At 61.8% G+C, this 15,447-nt stretch carries 15 protein-coding genes; 9 read left to right on the top strand and 6 right to left on the bottom strand.

Features of this window, described 5'->3' with window-relative positions:
- The first annotated feature begins 9 nt into the window (after nucleotides 1–9).
- Together madL and madM are read left to right on the top strand one after the other, a co-directional pair.
- Nucleotides 10–426, top strand: a complete 417-nt coding sequence (madL, locus tag C8K63_RS12735; protein ID WP_108217032.1) for a malonate transporter subunit MadL — start codon at nucleotides 10–12, stop codon at nucleotides 424–426.
- A 1-nt stretch (nucleotide 427) separates the two neighbouring features.
- Complete coding sequence (gene madM, locus C8K63_RS12730; RefSeq protein WP_108217031.1) at nucleotides 428–1,192, top strand: malonate transporter subunit MadM; 765 nt, start codon at nucleotides 428–430, stop codon at nucleotides 1,190–1,192.
- Nucleotides 1,193–1,302: 110 nt separating this feature from the next.
- On the opposite strand, the gene C8K63_RS12725 is transcribed toward madM, so the two are convergent.
- The gene (locus tag C8K63_RS12725) at nucleotides 1,303–2,217 is read right to left on the bottom strand and encodes a LysR substrate-binding domain-containing protein (protein ID WP_090451917.1); all 915 of its coding nucleotides are present in this window, start codon (nucleotides 2,215–2,217) and stop codon (nucleotides 1,303–1,305) included.
- Between the two features lie 220 nt (nucleotides 2,218–2,437).
- Between C8K63_RS12725 and C8K63_RS12720 the strand changes: the two genes are divergently transcribed.
- Nucleotides 2,438–3,055, top strand: coding sequence for a hemolysin III family protein (locus C8K63_RS12720; protein WP_108217030.1), 618 nt, complete (start codon nucleotides 2,438–2,440; stop codon nucleotides 3,053–3,055).
- On the opposite strand, the gene C8K63_RS12715 is transcribed toward C8K63_RS12720, so the two are convergent.
- Nucleotides 3,052–3,969, bottom strand: coding sequence for a LysR family transcriptional regulator (locus C8K63_RS12715; RefSeq protein WP_108217029.1), 918 nt, complete (start codon nucleotides 3,967–3,969; stop codon nucleotides 3,052–3,054). The genes C8K63_RS12720 and C8K63_RS12715 overlap by 4 nt on opposite strands.
- Before the next feature lie 109 nt (nucleotides 3,970–4,078).
- Between C8K63_RS12715 and C8K63_RS12710 the strand changes: the two genes are divergently transcribed.
- The 3 genes from C8K63_RS12710 to C8K63_RS12700 are packed head-to-tail and all read left to right on the top strand — an operon-like array spanning nucleotide 4,079 to nucleotide 6,630.
- Nucleotides 4,079–5,320 (top strand): D-amino acid dehydrogenase, encoded by a 1,242-nt coding sequence (locus C8K63_RS12710; RefSeq protein WP_108217028.1) that lies wholly within the window; start codon nucleotides 4,079–4,081, stop codon nucleotides 5,318–5,320.
- 27 nt (nucleotides 5,321–5,347) lie between these two features.
- Entirely contained in the window at nucleotides 5,348–5,698 is a 351-nt protein-coding gene (locus tag C8K63_RS12705) for a RidA family protein (RefSeq protein ID WP_108217027.1), read from the top strand.
- Nucleotides 5,699–5,727: 29 nt separating this feature from the next.
- Entirely contained in the window at nucleotides 5,728–6,630 is a 903-nt protein-coding gene (locus tag C8K63_RS12700; RefSeq protein WP_108217026.1) for a transporter substrate-binding domain-containing protein, read from the top strand.
- A 65-nt stretch (nucleotides 6,631–6,695) separates the two neighbouring features.
- On the opposite strand, the gene C8K63_RS12695 is transcribed toward C8K63_RS12700, so the two are convergent.
- Both C8K63_RS12695 and C8K63_RS12690 read right to left on the bottom strand, forming a co-directional pair.
- Nucleotides 6,696–7,415, bottom strand: coding sequence for a 16S rRNA (uracil(1498)-N(3))-methyltransferase (locus C8K63_RS12695; RefSeq protein WP_108217025.1), 720 nt, complete (start codon nucleotides 7,413–7,415; stop codon nucleotides 6,696–6,698).
- Between the two features lie 81 nt (nucleotides 7,416–7,496).
- Nucleotides 7,497–8,903 carry an adenosylmethionine--8-amino-7-oxononanoate transaminase gene (locus C8K63_RS12690; RefSeq protein WP_108217024.1) on the bottom strand — a complete coding sequence of 469 codons (1,407 nt, stop codon included), beginning with the start codon at nucleotides 8,901–8,903 and terminating at the stop codon, nucleotides 7,497–7,499.
- A 223-nt stretch (nucleotides 8,904–9,126) separates the two neighbouring features.
- Here C8K63_RS12690 and C8K63_RS12685 point away from each other — a divergent pair, with 223 nt between their 5' ends.
- From C8K63_RS12685 to C8K63_RS12675, 3 genes are all read left to right on the top strand, one after another.
- On the top strand, nucleotides 9,127–10,878 hold the full coding sequence (locus C8K63_RS12685) for a flavin monoamine oxidase family protein (protein ID WP_108217023.1): 1,752 nt from the start codon (nucleotides 9,127–9,129) through the stop codon (nucleotides 10,876–10,878).
- A gap of 265 nt (nucleotides 10,879–11,143) precedes the next feature.
- Nucleotides 11,144–11,695 carry a cytochrome b gene (locus C8K63_RS12680; protein WP_108217022.1) on the top strand — a complete coding sequence of 184 codons (552 nt, stop codon included), beginning with the start codon at nucleotides 11,144–11,146 and terminating at the stop codon, nucleotides 11,693–11,695.
- A 32-nt stretch (nucleotides 11,696–11,727) separates the two neighbouring features.
- Nucleotides 11,728–12,321, top strand: a complete 594-nt coding sequence (locus C8K63_RS12675) for a YceI family protein (RefSeq protein WP_108217021.1) — start codon at nucleotides 11,728–11,730, stop codon at nucleotides 12,319–12,321.
- Nucleotides 12,322–12,499: 178 nt separating this feature from the next.
- On the opposite strand, the gene C8K63_RS12670 is transcribed toward C8K63_RS12675, so the two are convergent.
- Nucleotides 12,500–14,371 carry a DEAD/DEAH box helicase gene (locus C8K63_RS12670; protein WP_108217020.1) on the bottom strand — a complete coding sequence of 624 codons (1,872 nt, stop codon included), beginning with the start codon at nucleotides 14,369–14,371 and terminating at the stop codon, nucleotides 12,500–12,502.
- A gap of 224 nt (nucleotides 14,372–14,595) precedes the next feature.
- A complete protein-coding gene (locus tag C8K63_RS12665) occupies nucleotides 14,596–15,411 on the bottom strand; it encodes an ABC transporter substrate-binding protein (RefSeq protein ID WP_108217019.1) in 816 nt (271 codons plus the stop codon).
- Between the last annotated feature and the right edge of the window lie 36 nt (nucleotides 15,412–15,447).

Raw genomic sequence — 15,447 nt, 5'->3', positions numbered from 1 at the left:
ACTACAACAATGATTATTTACGGTGTGGCGCTGTTGGCGATCTGTACGCTGGCAGGGGTGATCATGGGTGACATGCTCGGTGTGTTGCTGGGAGTGAAGTCAAACGTCGGCGGTGTCGGGATCGCGATGATCCTGCTGATCTGCGCGCGGTTGTGGATGCACAAGCGTGGCGGCATGACCAAGGATTGCGAGCTGGGTGTCGGCTTCTGGGGCGCCATGTACATTCCGGTGGTGGTGGCGATGGCGGCGCAACAAAACGTGGTCACGGCGCTGCATGGTGGTCCGGTGGCGGTGTTGGCGGCGATCGGCTCGGTGGTGGTCTGCGGCTGCACCATTGCCCTGATCAGCCGGACCCACAAAGGCGAACCCTTGCCCGATGAACCGGCGGATGTAACGCCGGTTGGCGCACCGGCAGGAGGTCGCTGATATGTGGGAACTCATCGAGAAAGGCCTGGCCACGAACAGCCTGGTCACAGCATTCGCTTTCGTCGGCATCATCATGTGGGTGTCGGTCATTCTTTCCAAACGCCTGACTTTCGGACGCATCCACGGTTCGGCGATTGCTATCGTCATCGGCCTGGTGCTGGCCTGGGTCGGCGGCACATTGACTGGCGGACAAAAAGGCCTGGCGGATTTGACGCTGTTTTCCGGCATCGGGCTGATGGGCGGCGCCATGCTGCGGGACTTCGCCATCGTTGCCACGGCATTCGAGGTGCAGGCCACGGAAGCGAAAAAGGCCGGCTTGATCGGCGTGATCGCGCTGTTGTTGGGCACGGTGCTGCCATTTATTGTCGGCGCGTGCATGGCCTGGGCCTTCGGTTATCGCGATGCGGTGAGCATGACCACCATTGGCGCCGGTGCGGTGACTTACATCGTCGGGCCGGTGACCGGTGCGGCAATCGGTGCGACTTCGGATGTGATGGCGCTGTCGATTGCCACCGGCCTGATCAAGGCGATTCTGGTGATGGTCGGCACGCCAATGGCGGCGCGCTGGATGGGCCTGGATAACCCGCGTTCGGCGATGGTGTTCGGCGGGCTGGCCGGCACCGTGAGCGGCGTGACCGCCGGTTTGGCGGCGACGGATCGGCGCCTGGTGCCTTATGGCGCGCTGACCGCGACCTTCCACACCGGGCTGGGCTGTCTGCTGGGGCCTTCGCTGCTGTTCTTCATTGTTCGCGGGATTGTCGGGTAGCCGCAAATCCTGAGTTGTCTGATCTGACGTCTTCGCCGGCAAGCCGGCTCCTACAAGGACAGCGCAGTTCCTGTAGGAGCGAGCTTGCTCGCGATGGCCGCGACACGGTCTCAAACCTGCCGATTGGCATACATCCGACACTCCGCCAGCAACGCCAGCAGATTCGGATCACGCTCCTTGGCCTTCAGGAACACCACGCCAATGTGCTGCTGCAAGCGGTACTTTTCCTGCAGCGGGATCAGCTTCACCCGGTTCTCGTACACCGCCGCAATCCGCCCCGGCAGCAATGCATAACCCACGCCCGAACTGACCATGCTCAGCAGGGTGAAGATGTCGTTGACCTGCATCGCCACCTTCGGCTCGAACCCTGCCTGCTCGAATACCCGCTTGCCGTCCTGATGGGTGGCGAAGCCCTGGGTCAGGGTGATGAAGGTTTCGTCGCGGACTTCGGCCAGGTCGACTTCGGTTCGCTGGGCAAACTTGGAATCGGCGGGGGTGGCGAGGAAGATGTCGTCGGAAAACAGCGGGATCTGCTCGCAATCCGGATCGTTGACGCTGTCGTCCAGCGACACCAGGGCCGCATCGACTTCCATGTTCTTGAGCTTGTAGAGCAGGTCGATATTGGAACCCAGAATCAGGTCGATGTTGAGCTCGCTGCGGCGGATCTTCAGGCCCATGATCAGTTGCGGCACGGTCTTCACTGTCAGCGAATAGAGTGAACCCAACTTGAAGCGCTCGGCGGAGAAACCGGCGGCCTCGCGGGTCAGGCGCACGCTTTCGACCACGTCCTGAATCAGCTTCTGTGCCCGCTCTTCCAGCACATAAGCGCTTTCCAGCGGCGTCAGGCTGCGGCCTTCGTGCTTGAACAACGGGCAGCGCAGGGCGCTTTCCAGGGAATGGATCGCCCGATGCACGCTGACATTGCTGGTCTGCAATTCGGCAGCGGCCCGCGCCAGGTTGCCGGTGCGCATGAAAGCCAGGAACACCTCGAGTTTTTTCAGGGTCAACTCTTCATCGATCAGCATGGGGCGGACTCTTTTTGGTATCGGTCAATTGTGCCCGGTAAACACGGAGCGTTGTAGGAGCTGCCGAAGGCTGCGATCTTTTGATCTTGAAAAATCCAAATCAAGAGATCGCAGCCTTCGGCAGCTCCTACAGGGATCATGACGTACGGAAACATTGCGCTTTTACGCTTGAAGCCTGAGCCTTGCGCGTTGCGGTGATGAAATTCGAGGTGAGTAACGCATGTATCACGGGGAAAGACTGAACGCCTGGACGCATCTGGTCGGGGCAGTGGCGGCGTTTGTCGGCGGGGTGTGGCTGATTGTGCTGGCCAGTCTCGACGGCAGCCCGTGGAAGATTGTCAGCATGGCAATCTACGCCTTTACCTTGCTGGTGCTATACAGCGCATCGACCGTGTACCACAGCGTGCGCGGGCGCAAGAAAGCGATCATGCAGAAGGTCGATCACTTTTCGATCTACCTGTTGATCGCCGGCAGCTACACGCCGTTCTGCCTTGTGACCCTGCGCGGGCCGTGGGGCTGGACGTTGTTCGGGACTGTCTGGGGACTGGCGCTGATCGGCATCCTGCAGGAGATCAAGCCGCGTTCGGAAGCACGCATTCTGTCGATCGTGATTTATGCGGTGATGGGCTGGATCGTGCTGGTGGCGGTCAAGCCGCTGCTCGCGGCGCTGGGTGTCGTCGGGTTTGCGTGGCTGGCATCGGGCGGGGTGCTGTACACCGTCGGGATTATCTTTTTTGCCCTCGATCATCGACTGCGCCATGCCCACGGCATCTGGCATCTGTTCGTGATCGCCGGGAGCCTGCTGCACTTTGTGGCGATTTTCTTTTATGTCCTTTAAGGCTGTACCGGGACCAGGCGATCCAGCTGCTCCCGGGCTCGACGGCTGAACACCTGCAACAGGTCGTTCAAGGTGTGGGGCGGTGGTTCGGCGGCGCGGGTCACTGCGTACAGGGTGATGGGTAGCGGCGGTGCCAGAGGGCGGATGGTTGTGCTGGCGCAAGAGGCGCCAAGGGCGGTGAACGGATCGATCACCGCCAGGCCCGCGCCGGATTCCACCATCGCCCGTGCCAGTGAGTAGGTTTGCACGGCGATGCGTACCCGCGGCGGCGGTTCGACCGCTTCCAGGTAACTGTCGAGTCGCGCGGCCAGCGGATCAGCGCTGGATAAACCGATCAGTGGTGCATCCGCCAGCGCCATCAGCGGCAACGGTTTACCCGCCTCTTCCTGAGGCCAGTAACCACTCGGCGCCAGCGCCACCAGCACGCCGGACGCCAGCGCCTGGGCCTTGAGCCCCGGGTGATCTGGGCGTTGCAGGGTCAGGGCGACATCCACTTCGCGCATCAACAGGTTCTGCACCAGTTCGCGACTGTGGGCGCTGGAGAGTTCGCAAACGATGTCCGGGTAACGCCCGGTCCACTCGTGTATGGCCGGCGGCAGCAATGACAGGGCCAGTGCCGGGGTGGCACCGATGCGCAGGCTGTGGCCGGGTTCACGGCGCAGGCTCTGCGCCAGGCGTCGCACGCCTTGCAGGCTTTCACTGACCTTGTCCACCTCGCGCTCCAGCTCCAGCGCTTCCGGCGTCGCCTGCAACTTGCCGCGTACCCGCAGGAACAACGGGAAGCCCAATTGCTGCTCGGCGTGCTGCAACACCTTGCTCACCGCTGGTTGCGAGACGTGCAGCAATTGCGCGGCAGCGCTGATCGATCCGGTCTGGCGGATGGCCTGGAAAATTTCGATATGGCGAAGGCGCATGGCAAGTCCATAACCTTTGTTTATGGGGTTGCCATCTTTATGCATTGTTCAACGTCTGTCACCTGGCTCTAACCTTGGCCTTGTCTTCACAACGTATTTAGGGACCGACATGGCTCAGCGTGTGTGCATCATCGGTGGCGGCGTGATTGGCCTGGCAACGGCCTATGCGCTGGTGCGCGACGGCTTCGAGGTGACGGTGGTCGAGGCACGGGACTCGCTGGGCAGCGAAACCAGCTTCGCCAACGGCGGCCAGTTGTCCTATCGCTATGTCGCGCCCCTGGCCGACGCCGGTGTGCCTTGGCAAGCCATCGGCTGGATGCTGCGCGGCGATTCACCGCTGAAGCTGCGCCCGCGCTTCGACCCGGCCCAGTGGCGCTGGATGGCGTCGTTCCTCGGCGCCTGCCGCCGCTCGGTCAACCGCGAGAACGCCGCGCACTTGCTGCGCCTGGCGCTGTTCAGCCAGGACACCTTGAAGTCCTGGCGCGAGGACGACGGATTGGCGGGATTCCAGTGGCGGCGCAATGGCAAACTGGTGACTTTCCGCCAGAACAGCAGCTTCGAACATGCGCGTCAGGGCCTGGCCGACCCGCAGCAACAGCAGGTGTTGTCGCCGGCCGAATGCGCGCAGCTGGAACCGGCGCTGACCGATGCGCCCTTTGTCGGGGCGATCTACACCCCGGACGAAGAGGTCGGCGATTGCCACGGTTTCTGCCAGCAACTGGCCGCACGACTGAAGGCGTCCGGCCGTTGCGAGTTTCTCCTCGGGCAAGCGGTGACCGGCATTCGCCACAGCAACGGCAGCGTCAACGCCATCGAACTGGGCGAACACGTGCTGCCGGTCGAGCAACTGGTGATCGCCGCCGGCCACCGCAGCCCGCTGTTGGCGTTGCCGGGGCTGCAACTGCCGCTTTATCCGCTCAAGGGCTACAGCCTGACCGTGCCGATTCGCGCCGGTCACCGGGCGCCGGACGTGAGCATTACCGACTACGACCGCAAGATCGTCTGCGCCCGCATCGGCGAGCAATTGCGCGTGGCGGCGATGGTCGACATCGTCGGCTTCGACCCTGCGCTGGACCCCAAACGCCTGGCACTGATCAAGCGCCAGGCCCATGACACCTTTCCAAATGCCGGCGCCTACGACGAAGCCGTCGAGTGGGCCGGCATGCGCCCGGCCACCCCCAGCGGCGTGCCGTTGCTCGGTGCGACGGCGTATCGCAATCTGTGGCTCAACCTCGGCCACGGTGCGCTGGGCTTCACCCTGGCATGCGGCAGCGGGCGCTTGCTCAGCGAGCTGATCGGCGAGCGCGAGCCTTCCATCGACCTGCTCGGTTTCAACCACCGGGCCGCCTGAACGCCGACTTCTGAAGAGGACATTGCAATGACCATTACCCGACTGCACAGCAACCCGCGCCTGTCCGGCGCCGTGACCTTTGGCGACCTGGTGTTTCTCTCCGGGCAGGTGCCGGGCGATACCCTGGATGCCAGCGGCCAGACCCGCGAAGTGCTGGCGAAAATCGATACCTTGCTGGCCGAGGCGGGCAGCGACAAGGATCATCTGCTCAGCGCGACCATTTACCTGAAGAACATCACCACGGATTTCGCCGCGATGAACGAGGTCTGGTCGGCCTGGCTGTCGCCGGGGCAGGCGCCGAGCCGCACCACCGTGCAGGCCGAACTGGCCCGCCCGCAGGTGCTGGTGGAAATCACCGTCATCGCTGCACGCGTCTGATAAACCAACACCCACAACGGAGAATAACAATGCAAAAAATCACGTTGCTCGCTTGTACGCTTGGCCTGTTGCTCGGCAGTCAGGTTCAGGCCAATGAAGCGCCGCTGACCGGCACCCTGAGCAAGATCGCCAGCGCCAACAGCATCACCCTGGGCTATCGCGATGCTTCGGTGCCTTTCTCCTACGTGGGCGATCACACCGGTAAGCCGATGGGTTACTCGGTGGATCTGGCAGGCAAGATCGTCGAGCGCATCCAGCAGCAACTGGCGCTGCCGGACTTGCAGGTGAAGTACAACCTGGTGACCTCGCAGACCCGTATTCCACTGGTGCAGAACGGCACCGTGGACCTGGAGTGCGGCTCCACCGGCGTAACCGCCGAACGGCAGAAGCAGGTGGCGTTCTCCTACGGTTTCATCTACGTCAAAGGCCAGTTGCTGACGGCCAGTGACAGTGGGATCAAGAGCTTCGCCGACCTGCGCGGCAAGAACGTGGTGACCACCGCCGGCACCACCAACGAGCGCTTCCTGAAAAGCTACAACGTCGATCACAAGATCGACATGTTCGTGATCAGCGCCAAGGACCACGGCGAAGCCTTCCAGATGCTGCAGTCAGGCCGGGCGGCGGCGTTCTACATGGACGATGCGCTGCTCTACGGCGAGCGCGCCAAGGCCCATGACCCACACAAGTGGGTGGTGGTCGGGGAGGAGCAATCGCGTGAGATCTACAGTTGCATGGTGCGCAAGGACGACCCGCAGTTCCTGGCGCTGGTCAACGGCGCGTTGGCGGATCTGTACAGCTCGGGCGAGATCAACGGCATCTACAAACGCTGGTTCGAGCAACCGATCCCGCCGAAGGGTTTGAACCTCGAGTTCCCGATGACCAGCGAACTCAAGGCGATCATTGCCAAACCGGTGAGTGATCCGGTGCAGTAAAATGCAAAAGATCGCAGCCTGCGGCAGCCTGTAGGAGCTGCCGCAGGCTGCGATCTTTTTACTTTTTAGAAATCACCCCAAAGCTGCTGGGCCACCGCCAGCGCTACTACCGGCGCGGTTTCGGTACGCAGCACCCGCGGACCGAGGCGGGCAGCATGAAAGCCGCCGGCCTTGGCCTGATCGACTTCGGCATCGGACAAACCACCCTCCGGACCGATCAGGAATGCCAGGCTTGAAGGCTTGGCATGGCTCACCAGCGGTTCGGCCACTGGATGCAGCACCAGTTTCAACTCGGTTTGCGTTTGCTTCAGCCAGTCGGCCAACAACAGCGGCGGATGAATCACCGGCACTCGCGAGCGCCCGCATTGCTCGCATGCGCTGATCGCCACCTGGCGCCAGTGCAGCAGGCGTTTGTCGGCGCGCTCGTCCTTGAGCCGGACTTCGCAGCGTTCGGTGAAGATCGGGGTGATTTCAGTGACGCCCAGTTCCGTGGCTTTCTGAATTGCCCAGTCCATGCGCTCGCCTCGGGACAGGCCCTGGCCGAGATGGATGTGCAGCGACGATTCGACCTGCCCGGCGAAGCTTTCATCGATCTGCACCACCACGCGCTTTTTGCCGACGTCGACCAGCCTGGCGCGAAATTCCTGGCCCGAACCGTCGAACAACTGCAACGCATCGCCCTCGGCCATGCGCAGCACACGGCTGATGTAATGGGCCTGGGCTTCGGGCAACTCGTGCTCGCCGATGCTCAGGGGGGCGTCGATAAAGAAGCGGGACAGTCTCATGCTGGGTCTCTAAAAATTGGATCGGAATCGCATTTGTGGCGAGGGAGCAAGCTCCCTCGCCACAGGTAACTGCATCGGGTATCAACCCGGATCACGGAACCCCGGATGGAAGTCCTTCGGCACCGCCACGCTGACGCTGTCACGGGTCGCAATGTCGATCCCTTCGCTGGCCACTTCGGCAAGGAAGTCGATCTGCTCCGGGGTGATCACATACGGCGGCAGGAAATACACCACGCTACCCAGTGGACGCAGTAAGGCACCGCGCTCCAGGGCGTGCTGGAACACCTTCAGGCCACGACGTTCCTGCCATGGATAAGCTTCCTTGCTGGCCTTGTCCTTGACCATTTCGATGGCCAGCACCATGCCGGTCTGGCGCACTTCGGACACGTTCGGGTGGTCGACCAGATGCGCCGTCGACGAAGCCATGCGCTGCGCCAGCGCCTTGTTGTTCTCGATGACGTTGTCTTCTTCGAAAATATCCAGGGTCGCCAGGGCCGCCGCGCACGCCAGCGGGTTGCCGGTGTAGCTGTGGGAGTGCAGGAAGGCGCGCAGGGTCGGGTAGTCGTCGTAGAACGCGCTGTAGACTTCGTCGGTGGTCATGCACGCCGCCAGGGGCAAGTAACCGCCGGTCAGGGCTTTGGACAGGCACAGGAAATCCGGGCGGATGCCGGCCTGTTCGCAGGCGAACATCGTCCCGGTGCGGCCGAAGCCAACGGCGATTTCGTCGTGGATCAGGTGCACGCCGTAGCGGTCGCAGGCTTCTCGCAGCAGCTTGAGGTACACCGGGTGGTACATGCGCATGCCACCGGCGCCCTGGATCAGCGGCTCGACAATGACTGCAGCCACGCTGTCATGGTTCTGCGCGAGGGTCTGCTCCATCGCGGCGAACATGTTGCGCGAGTGCTCTTCCCAGCTCATGCCCTCGGGACGCAGGTAGCAATCCGGGCTCGGCACCTTGATGGTGTCCATCAACAGCGCTTTGTAGGTCTCGGTGAACAGCGGCACGTCGCCCACCGACATCGCCGCCATGGTCTCGCCGTGGTAGCTGTTGGTCAGGGTGACGAAGCGCTTCTTGGCAGGCATGCCGCGATTGAGCCAGTAGTGAAAGCTCATTTTCAGCGCGACTTCGATGCAGGACGAACCGTTATCGGCGTAGAAGCACCGGGTCAGGCCTTCCGGCGTCATCTTCACCAGGCGCTCGGACAGTTCGATCACCGGTTGATGGCTGAAGCCGGCAAGGATCACGTGTTCGAGCTGATCGACCTGGTCCTTGATGCGCTGGTTGATCCGCGGGTTGGCGTGGCCGAACACATTGACCCACCAGGAGCTGACCGCATCGAGGTAGCGTTTACCTTCGAAGTCTTCCAGCCACACGCCTTCCCCGCGCTTGATCGGGATCAGCGGCAGTTGTTCGTGATCTTTCATCTGGGTGCAGGGATGCCACAACACGGCGAGATCGCGTTGCATCCACTGATTATTCAGGCCCATTTTCACTCTCCTGGAGGCGGTCCGTGACCAGCGCGGACAAACAATCGCGCAAGCCTATGCAATGCGTGCCACGGGGACAACCCATTGTGTCGAATCAGCTACTTTATCCAGGTCGATAGACGTTGCTGGCGGGTGTTGGAAGGCTGACGTATCCTTCGCGGTTCTTGAGCCGTCTGGCTCGCAAAAACTGCTGTTTTCCTCGTGTGATTCCGGAGTTCGCTGAATGTCTGTCGGTTGGCTGCGCGCCTGTGCGCTGGTGTTGTTGGGGCTGTTCAGCGTGTCTGCGCTGGCCAAGGATAAAACCGCGATCGTGATCGGCGGCGGCCTGTCGGGCCTGACTGCTGCGTTCGAGCTGCAGAACAAGGGTTGGCAGGTCACCCTGCTGGAAGCCAAGTCGAGCCTGGGCGGCCGTTCCGGCATGGCCACCAGCGAGTGGATCGGCAACGACAAGGCCCAACCGGTGCTGAACAAATACGTATCGAACTTCAAGCTGAGCACCACGGCGGCCCCTGAGTTCGTGCGGACCCCAGGCTATCTGATCGATGGTGAGTATTTCTCTGCCGCCGACCTGGCGACCAAGCAGCCGGCCACCGCCGAGGCGCTCAAGCGCTTCGACAAGACTGTGGACGATCTGGCGCGCTCGATCGACGACCCGCAGAACCCGGCCGCCAACAACACGCTGTACGCGCTGGATCAGATCAACGTGTCGAGCTGGCTCGACAAGCAGAACCTGCCGGCCACCGCCCGCCAGCTGATCAACCAACAGATCCGTACCCGCTACGACGAACCTTCGCGCTTGTCGCTGCTGTACTTCGCGCAGCAGAGCCGCGTTTACCGCGGAGTCTCCGATCGTGACCTGCGGGCTTCGCGCCTGGTCGGTGGCAGTCCGGTGCTGGCCCAGGCCCTGGTCAAGCAGCTGAAAACCATCAAGACCAATTCCCGGGTCTCGTCAATCACTCAGGACAAGGACGGCGTGACCGTCAAAGTCGATAGCGTCAGCTATCAGGCTGACTATGTCGTGCTGGCGGTGCCACTGCGCGCCCTGAACAAGATCCAGATGATCCCGGCGCTGGACGCCCAGCACCTGGCGGCGATCAAGGGCACCAACTACGGATGGCGCGACCAGATCATGCTGAAGTTCAAGACGCCGGTGTGGGAATCCAAGGCGCGCATGTCTGGCGAGATCTACAGCAACACCGGCCTGGGCATGTTGTGGATCGAGCCTGCCCTGAAGGGCGGTGCCAATGTGGTGATCAACCTGTCCGGCGACAATGCACGAGTGATGCAGGCGTTCGGCGACAAGCAGATGGTCGATCAGGTGTTGATTCGCCTGCATGCGTTCTATCCACAGGCTCGCGGTTCGTTCACCGGTTATGAAATCCGTCGCTACAGCACCGACCCGTCGACTGGCGGCGCCTACCTGGCCTTCGGCCCGGGCCAGATCAGCAAGTTCTGGCGCCTGTGGGAACGCCCGATTCAGCGCGTAACCTTCGCTGGCGAACACACCGACACCCTGTATCCGGGCACCCTGGAAGGCGCGCTGCGCACTGGTCAGCGTGCGGCCAGCCAGGTTGAAGACCTGGCGGCGGGCAAGTCGTTCGAACCGGCGAAAGTGGTCCCGGCCGCCGCGGCGGCGGGCGCTGGTGCGGTGGCGGCGAAGAAAGGCAATTTCTTCAGCAACCTGTTCGGCGGCTCCGATGACGAGAAGAAGCCAGAGCTGGTCAAGGCACCTGAGCCGGTTGCACCGCCAGTGCCTGCTCCGGCGCCAGCCCCGGCAGTCGCACCGGCCCCGGTGGAAGCACCGAAGCCTGCGACCCCGGTAAAAACCGAGCCGGCCAAAAAGGCTCCGGCAAAACCGGCTGCCAAGACTGAGGCGAAAAAAGCCCCGGTCAAGGCACCGGCCAAGAAAACCGAGCCGGTGAAGAAGCCAGCAGCTAAACCTGCGGCGACTCCGGCGATGGATGCCAAGGCGTAGTAAGCCCTGGGACAAAAAGAACGCGGCGTAAATGCCGCGTTTTTTTTGCCTGAAGAAAGCCGGGGTCTAAAATCGAATAAAACATTTGGTACAGGTGTTCTTCGGTTTGTATTCATTTTTTCTAACACTTTCGACTTTAATCTTTCCTTAACTCGCCTGTTTCAGACTCTTGATCGTATTTCTCGATATTTCAAAGCGAAATTTTCGGCTTTAATTCGATAGATAACCCGATAGTCTTGGGCCAGCACTTACAGGGATCTAGGCAATGCAGCTACGTAACTCGACCTCCCGCTACGGCTGGGTCAGCATCATCATGCACTGGGGCGTGGCGCTGGCCGTGTTCGGTTTGTTCGCCCTCGGGCTGTGGATGGTCGGTCTCGGCTATTACGACCCGTGGCGCAAGGACGGGCCGGATCTGCACAAGAGCATTGGTTTGATCTTGCTGGGGGTCATGGTGCTGCGGGTGTTGTGGCGTTTCATCAGCCCGCCACCACCGGCATTGGCCAGTTACAGCCGCATGACGCGCCTGGGTGCCATGTTCGGTCATGCCTTTCTGTATTTCTGTCTGTTCGCCGTGATGGTTGCCGGTTACCTGATTTCCACCGCAGAAGGTGCCGGGATTCCGGTGTTTGACTGGTTTGAAGTGCCTGCCCTGGTTTCGGGACTGCCGGACCAGGCAGATAACGCCGGTGCGATTCACCTCTATCTGGCGTGGGTGCTGGTAATTTTTTCCGGCCTCCATGCGTTGGCAGCATTGAAGCACCACTTTATCGATCGTGATGCGACCCTCAAGCGAATGCTGGGTCGCAAAGCCTGAAGTTCAACCTCGACTCCCAAGGAAAACAAAGCATGTTGAAAAAGACCCTCGCCGCTCTGGCAATCGGTTCCGCTCTGCTGTCCGCCAACGTGATGGCGGCTGACTACGTTGTGGACACAACAGGCCAGCACGCCTTCGTCAACTTCAAGATCAGCCACCTGGGCTACAGCTTCATCACCGGTACCTTCAAGACCATGGACGGCAAGTTCAGCTTCGACGCTGCCAAGCCTGAAGACAGCAAGATCGAGTTCAACGTGAACACTGCCAGCGTCTTCACCAACAACGCCGAACGTGACAAGCACGTCTCCAGCAAAGACTTCCTGAAAGTGGCTGATTTCCCTAAGGCCACGTTCGTGTCCACCAGCGTCAAGGCCACCGGTAAAAACGCCGCTGGCAAAGACACGGCCGACGTGGCCGGCGACCTGACTATTGCTGGCGTAACCAAGCCAGTCGTGATCAAGGCCACTTTCCTGGGTGAAGGCAAGGATCCATGGGGCGGCTACCGTGCAGGCTTCGAGGGCACTACCAGCATCAAGCGTTCCGATTTCGGCAAGATGATGGACCTGGGCCCACAGTCCGACGCGGTTGATCTGTACATTTCGTTTGAAGGTGTTAAAGCGAAGTAATGCTGAGACGGTAGGAGCGAGCCTGCTCGCGAAAAACCTGAGAGCGCCGCAGAGCATCAAGCTTGCAGCGTTATCGTTGACGACCATCGCGAGCAGGCTCGCTCCTACAGGATTTCATCAGCCATAAAAAAATGCCCCTGATCTCGCGATCAGGGGCATTTTTTATTGCAGCGATAACTCAGCGATTGCGGGTCAGCAGCGCTGGTTTCTCACCACGAGGACGGCTCGGCAGTTGATCCAGTTGCTCAGGTGTCGGGAAGCGGTCGGCCTTCGATTCCTTGTGCATGATCTTCGGCGCCGGGCCACGCGGGTTCTGCACGGCCGGCTCGGATAGCGGCTGGTCGTCACGGGCCGGGCGGCGGTTGCGCGAGTCTTCGCGGCGGGCCTGGCCGTCGCGCGGTGCGCCACTGCGAGGGCCGCTACGCTTGGCCGGTGGGGTGCCGGTGCTGGCGCCATCGCTGTTGCGCGGACCGCTCTGGCGACCTTGTGGTTTGCCGGAGCGTGGAGCGCCCGAACTGGCGGCGGTGCCTTGTGCCGGAGCACCCGGACGGCGCCCACGGCCTTGGGCCGGTTTCTGCTGCGGCACGTAGTCGACGCGGTTACCGAAGTTATCGATATCGTCGTCCAGGAACTCGTCCGGGGCACGGTCAGCGGCGACGCGTGGTGCTTGGCTCGGCTGACGCTGTTCACGGGCCGGAGTACCTTCGCGGGGCTTTTGCTGACGGGCAGGGCGCTCGCCGCGTTCGCCGGCCGGTTTTTCCTTGCCCTTGTCCTTGCCTTTGTCCTTGCGACCGCCGCCGCCACCGCTGCCGTTCGGACCGTCGCCGCGTGGGCCACGTGGATTGCGCGGGTTACGCATGTCCGGACGCTCGCGCACTTCTGGTTTCTCGGCTTCCACGGCGCTGGCATCGAAGCCCATCAGGTCGCCGTCGGCGATTTTCTGACGGGTCATGCGTTCGATGCTTTTCAGCAGTTTTTCTTCGTCCGGGGCTACCAGCGAAATCGCCTCGCCCGAACGACCGGCGCGGCCAGTACGGCCGATACGGTGCACGTAGTCTTCATCCACATTTGGCAACTCGAAGTTGACCACGTGGGGCAACTGGTCGATGTCCAGGCCGCGGGCGGCGATGTCGGTGGCGACCAGGATGCGCACTTCGCCGGCCTTGAAGTCGGCCAGGGCTTTGGTGCGGGCGTTCTGGCTCTTGTTGCCGTGGATCGCGACGGCGCTCAGGCCGTGTTTGTCCAGGTACTCGGCCAGGCGGTTGGCGCCGTGCTTGGTGCGGGTGAACACCAGCACCTGTTCCCAGGCGCCGGCGGTGATCAGGTGCGCCAGCAGCGAACGCTTGTGGCTGGCGGCCAGGCGGAACACACGCTGTTCGATACGCTCGACCGTGGTGTTCGGCGGCGTGACTTCGATGCGCTCCGGGTTGTGCAGCAGCTTGCCGGCGAGGTCGGTGATGTCCTTGGAGAAGGTCGCCGAGAACAGCAGGTTCTGGCGCTTGGCTGGCAGACGTGCCAGCACTTTCTTCACGTCATGGACGAAACCCATGTCGAGCATGCGGTCGGCTTCGTCCAGCACGAGGATTTCCACGTGGGACAGGTCGACGCTGCCTTGGCCGGCCAGGTCGAGCAGGCGGCCAGGGCAGGCCACCAGCACATCCACGCCACGGGCCATGGCCTGAACCTGCGGGTTCATGCCGACACCGCCGAAGATGCAGGCGCTGACGAACTTCAGGTCACGGGCATAGACCTTGAAGCTTTCATGCACTTGTGCGGCGAGTTCGCGAGTCGGGGTCAGGACCAGTACGCGCGGCTGGCGCGGGCCGTGACGCTGGGATTTGTCCGGGTGACCGTTGGGGAACAACCGCTCCAGGATCGGAAGGGCGAAACCGCCGGTTTTACCAGTACCTGTCTGTGCCGCGACCATCAGGTCGCGACCTTGCAACACGGCGGGAATGGCCCGCTGTTGCACCGGAGTAGGCTCGGTATAGCCCGCTGCCTCGATGGCGCGGACTAAAGCCTCGGAGAGACCGAGGGAAGCAAAGGACATGAGTAATCCTGTTTTAAGTTAGGGCTTGGCCCAATGGGAGTCTTGCCTGGCGCGAATGGCGTTTAAGAGGACGCAATCCCGTCCGGTCCTGCTGGGTCTCGAAGGCTCGTCTGCAAACGCTCGCGCGGGCTGCAAAGCTGCGCAGTAGCGGGGTTGAGATGCCTTTAACGATTCCGGGCGTCCGGGCGTGAGCCTGGCGGGAAGGCCGGAGTATAACAGAGCTATCACTGCGCGCTGCTTTCCTGCTGCTCAACGGTTTTTTCCGTGGTAGCCGTGGCCTTTTCAGCCTTCACGCTGGCCGCCGGTTGCGCGCCATAGCGGGCGCTCAGTTCAGCGTAGGCAGGTTCGCGCTTGAAGCGTTTGAGTTCGGCGCCGAAACGCTGCACCAGCAGATCCATGCCCGCATTGCGCCGCACCGCGAGAAACTGGCTTTGCTGGCTGATGACCGTGGGGTTTTCGGTGATCTTGCCGCGGATGCCCAGTTCATCGAGCAAATGCTGGCCGACCCGGCGGTCGGTAATCAGCAGGTCAATGCGCCCGCGCACCAGTTTGCCGAAGTTGGCTTCATGGGTGGGAGCCGGCTCGCGGGTGAACAGCGTCGAATCGCTGAAGTCCTTGCTGTACAGGTACCCCGGCGAAGTGCCGATGGTCAGGCCGCGCAAGTCATCGAGGGTGCGAAACGGATGGGGCCGGTCATTGGCGTAGAACATCACGAACTGGACTTCAGACAGTGGTTCGCTGGGGTAGAGCAGGGTCGCATCGCGTTCGTCGCTGTGAAAGATGTCCAGCGCGCCGTCGGCCTGCCCGGTTTCAAGCATCGACAGGCAGCGTTTCCATGGCAGGAACTGCCATTCCACTTCGATGCCCAGGCGCTTGAAGACAATGGCGGTGGTTTCGTAGTCCAGACCTAGCGATTTGCCGTTGACTTCATACACATAAGGCGCCCACGGCTCCGTGACAATGCGCAGCTTCTCGCCCCGAGCGGCGAAGCTCAGGCAAGCGAAGACAAGCATGGCGATTAATTGCGTGATCAAAGGCATGGGTTTGAGATTACGACGAGAAACCGGAAAGAGCCA

Source organism: Pseudomonas sp. GV085, from assembly GCF_003050925.1.
Classification (GTDB): domain Bacteria; phylum Pseudomonadota; class Gammaproteobacteria; order Pseudomonadales; family Pseudomonadaceae; genus Aquipseudomonas.
The sequence above is the reverse complement of the archived record's forward strand: the minus strand, read 5'-3'. Positions and strand labels throughout refer to the sequence as shown.

Coding starts and splice junctions, on each gene's coding strand:
- madL (WP_108217032.1), top strand. CDS start 10: ATGATTATTTACGGTGTGGCGCTGTTGGCGATCTGTACGCTGGCAGGG.
- madM (WP_108217031.1), top strand. CDS start 428: ATGTGGGAACTCATCGAGAAAGGCCTGGCCACGAACAGCCTGGTCACA.
- C8K63_RS12725 (WP_090451917.1), bottom strand. CDS start 2,217: ATGCTGATCGATGAAGAGTTGACCCTGAAAAAACTCGAGGTGTTCCTG.
- C8K63_RS12720 (WP_108217030.1), top strand. CDS start 2,438: ATGTATCACGGGGAAAGACTGAACGCCTGGACGCATCTGGTCGGGGCA.
- C8K63_RS12715 (WP_108217029.1), bottom strand. CDS start 3,969: ATGCGCCTTCGCCATATCGAAATTTTCCAGGCCATCCGCCAGACCGGA.
- C8K63_RS12710 (WP_108217028.1), top strand. CDS start 4,079: ATGGCTCAGCGTGTGTGCATCATCGGTGGCGGCGTGATTGGCCTGGCA.
- C8K63_RS12705 (WP_108217027.1), top strand. CDS start 5,348: ATGACCATTACCCGACTGCACAGCAACCCGCGCCTGTCCGGCGCCGTG.
- C8K63_RS12700 (WP_108217026.1), top strand. CDS start 5,728: ATGCAAAAAATCACGTTGCTCGCTTGTACGCTTGGCCTGTTGCTCGGC.
- C8K63_RS12695 (WP_108217025.1), bottom strand. CDS start 7,415: ATGAGACTGTCCCGCTTCTTTATCGACGCCCCCCTGAGCATCGGCGAG.
- C8K63_RS12690 (WP_108217024.1), bottom strand. CDS start 8,903: ATGGGCCTGAATAATCAGTGGATGCAACGCGATCTCGCCGTGTTGTGG.
- C8K63_RS12685 (WP_108217023.1), top strand. CDS start 9,127: ATGTCTGTCGGTTGGCTGCGCGCCTGTGCGCTGGTGTTGTTGGGGCTG.
- C8K63_RS12680 (WP_108217022.1), top strand. CDS start 11,144: ATGCAGCTACGTAACTCGACCTCCCGCTACGGCTGGGTCAGCATCATC.
- C8K63_RS12675 (WP_108217021.1), top strand. CDS start 11,728: ATGTTGAAAAAGACCCTCGCCGCTCTGGCAATCGGTTCCGCTCTGCTG.
- C8K63_RS12670 (WP_108217020.1), bottom strand. CDS start 14,371: ATGTCCTTTGCTTCCCTCGGTCTCTCCGAGGCTTTAGTCCGCGCCATC.
- C8K63_RS12665 (WP_108217019.1), bottom strand. CDS start 15,411: ATGCCTTTGATCACGCAATTAATCGCCATGCTTGTCTTCGCTTGCCTG.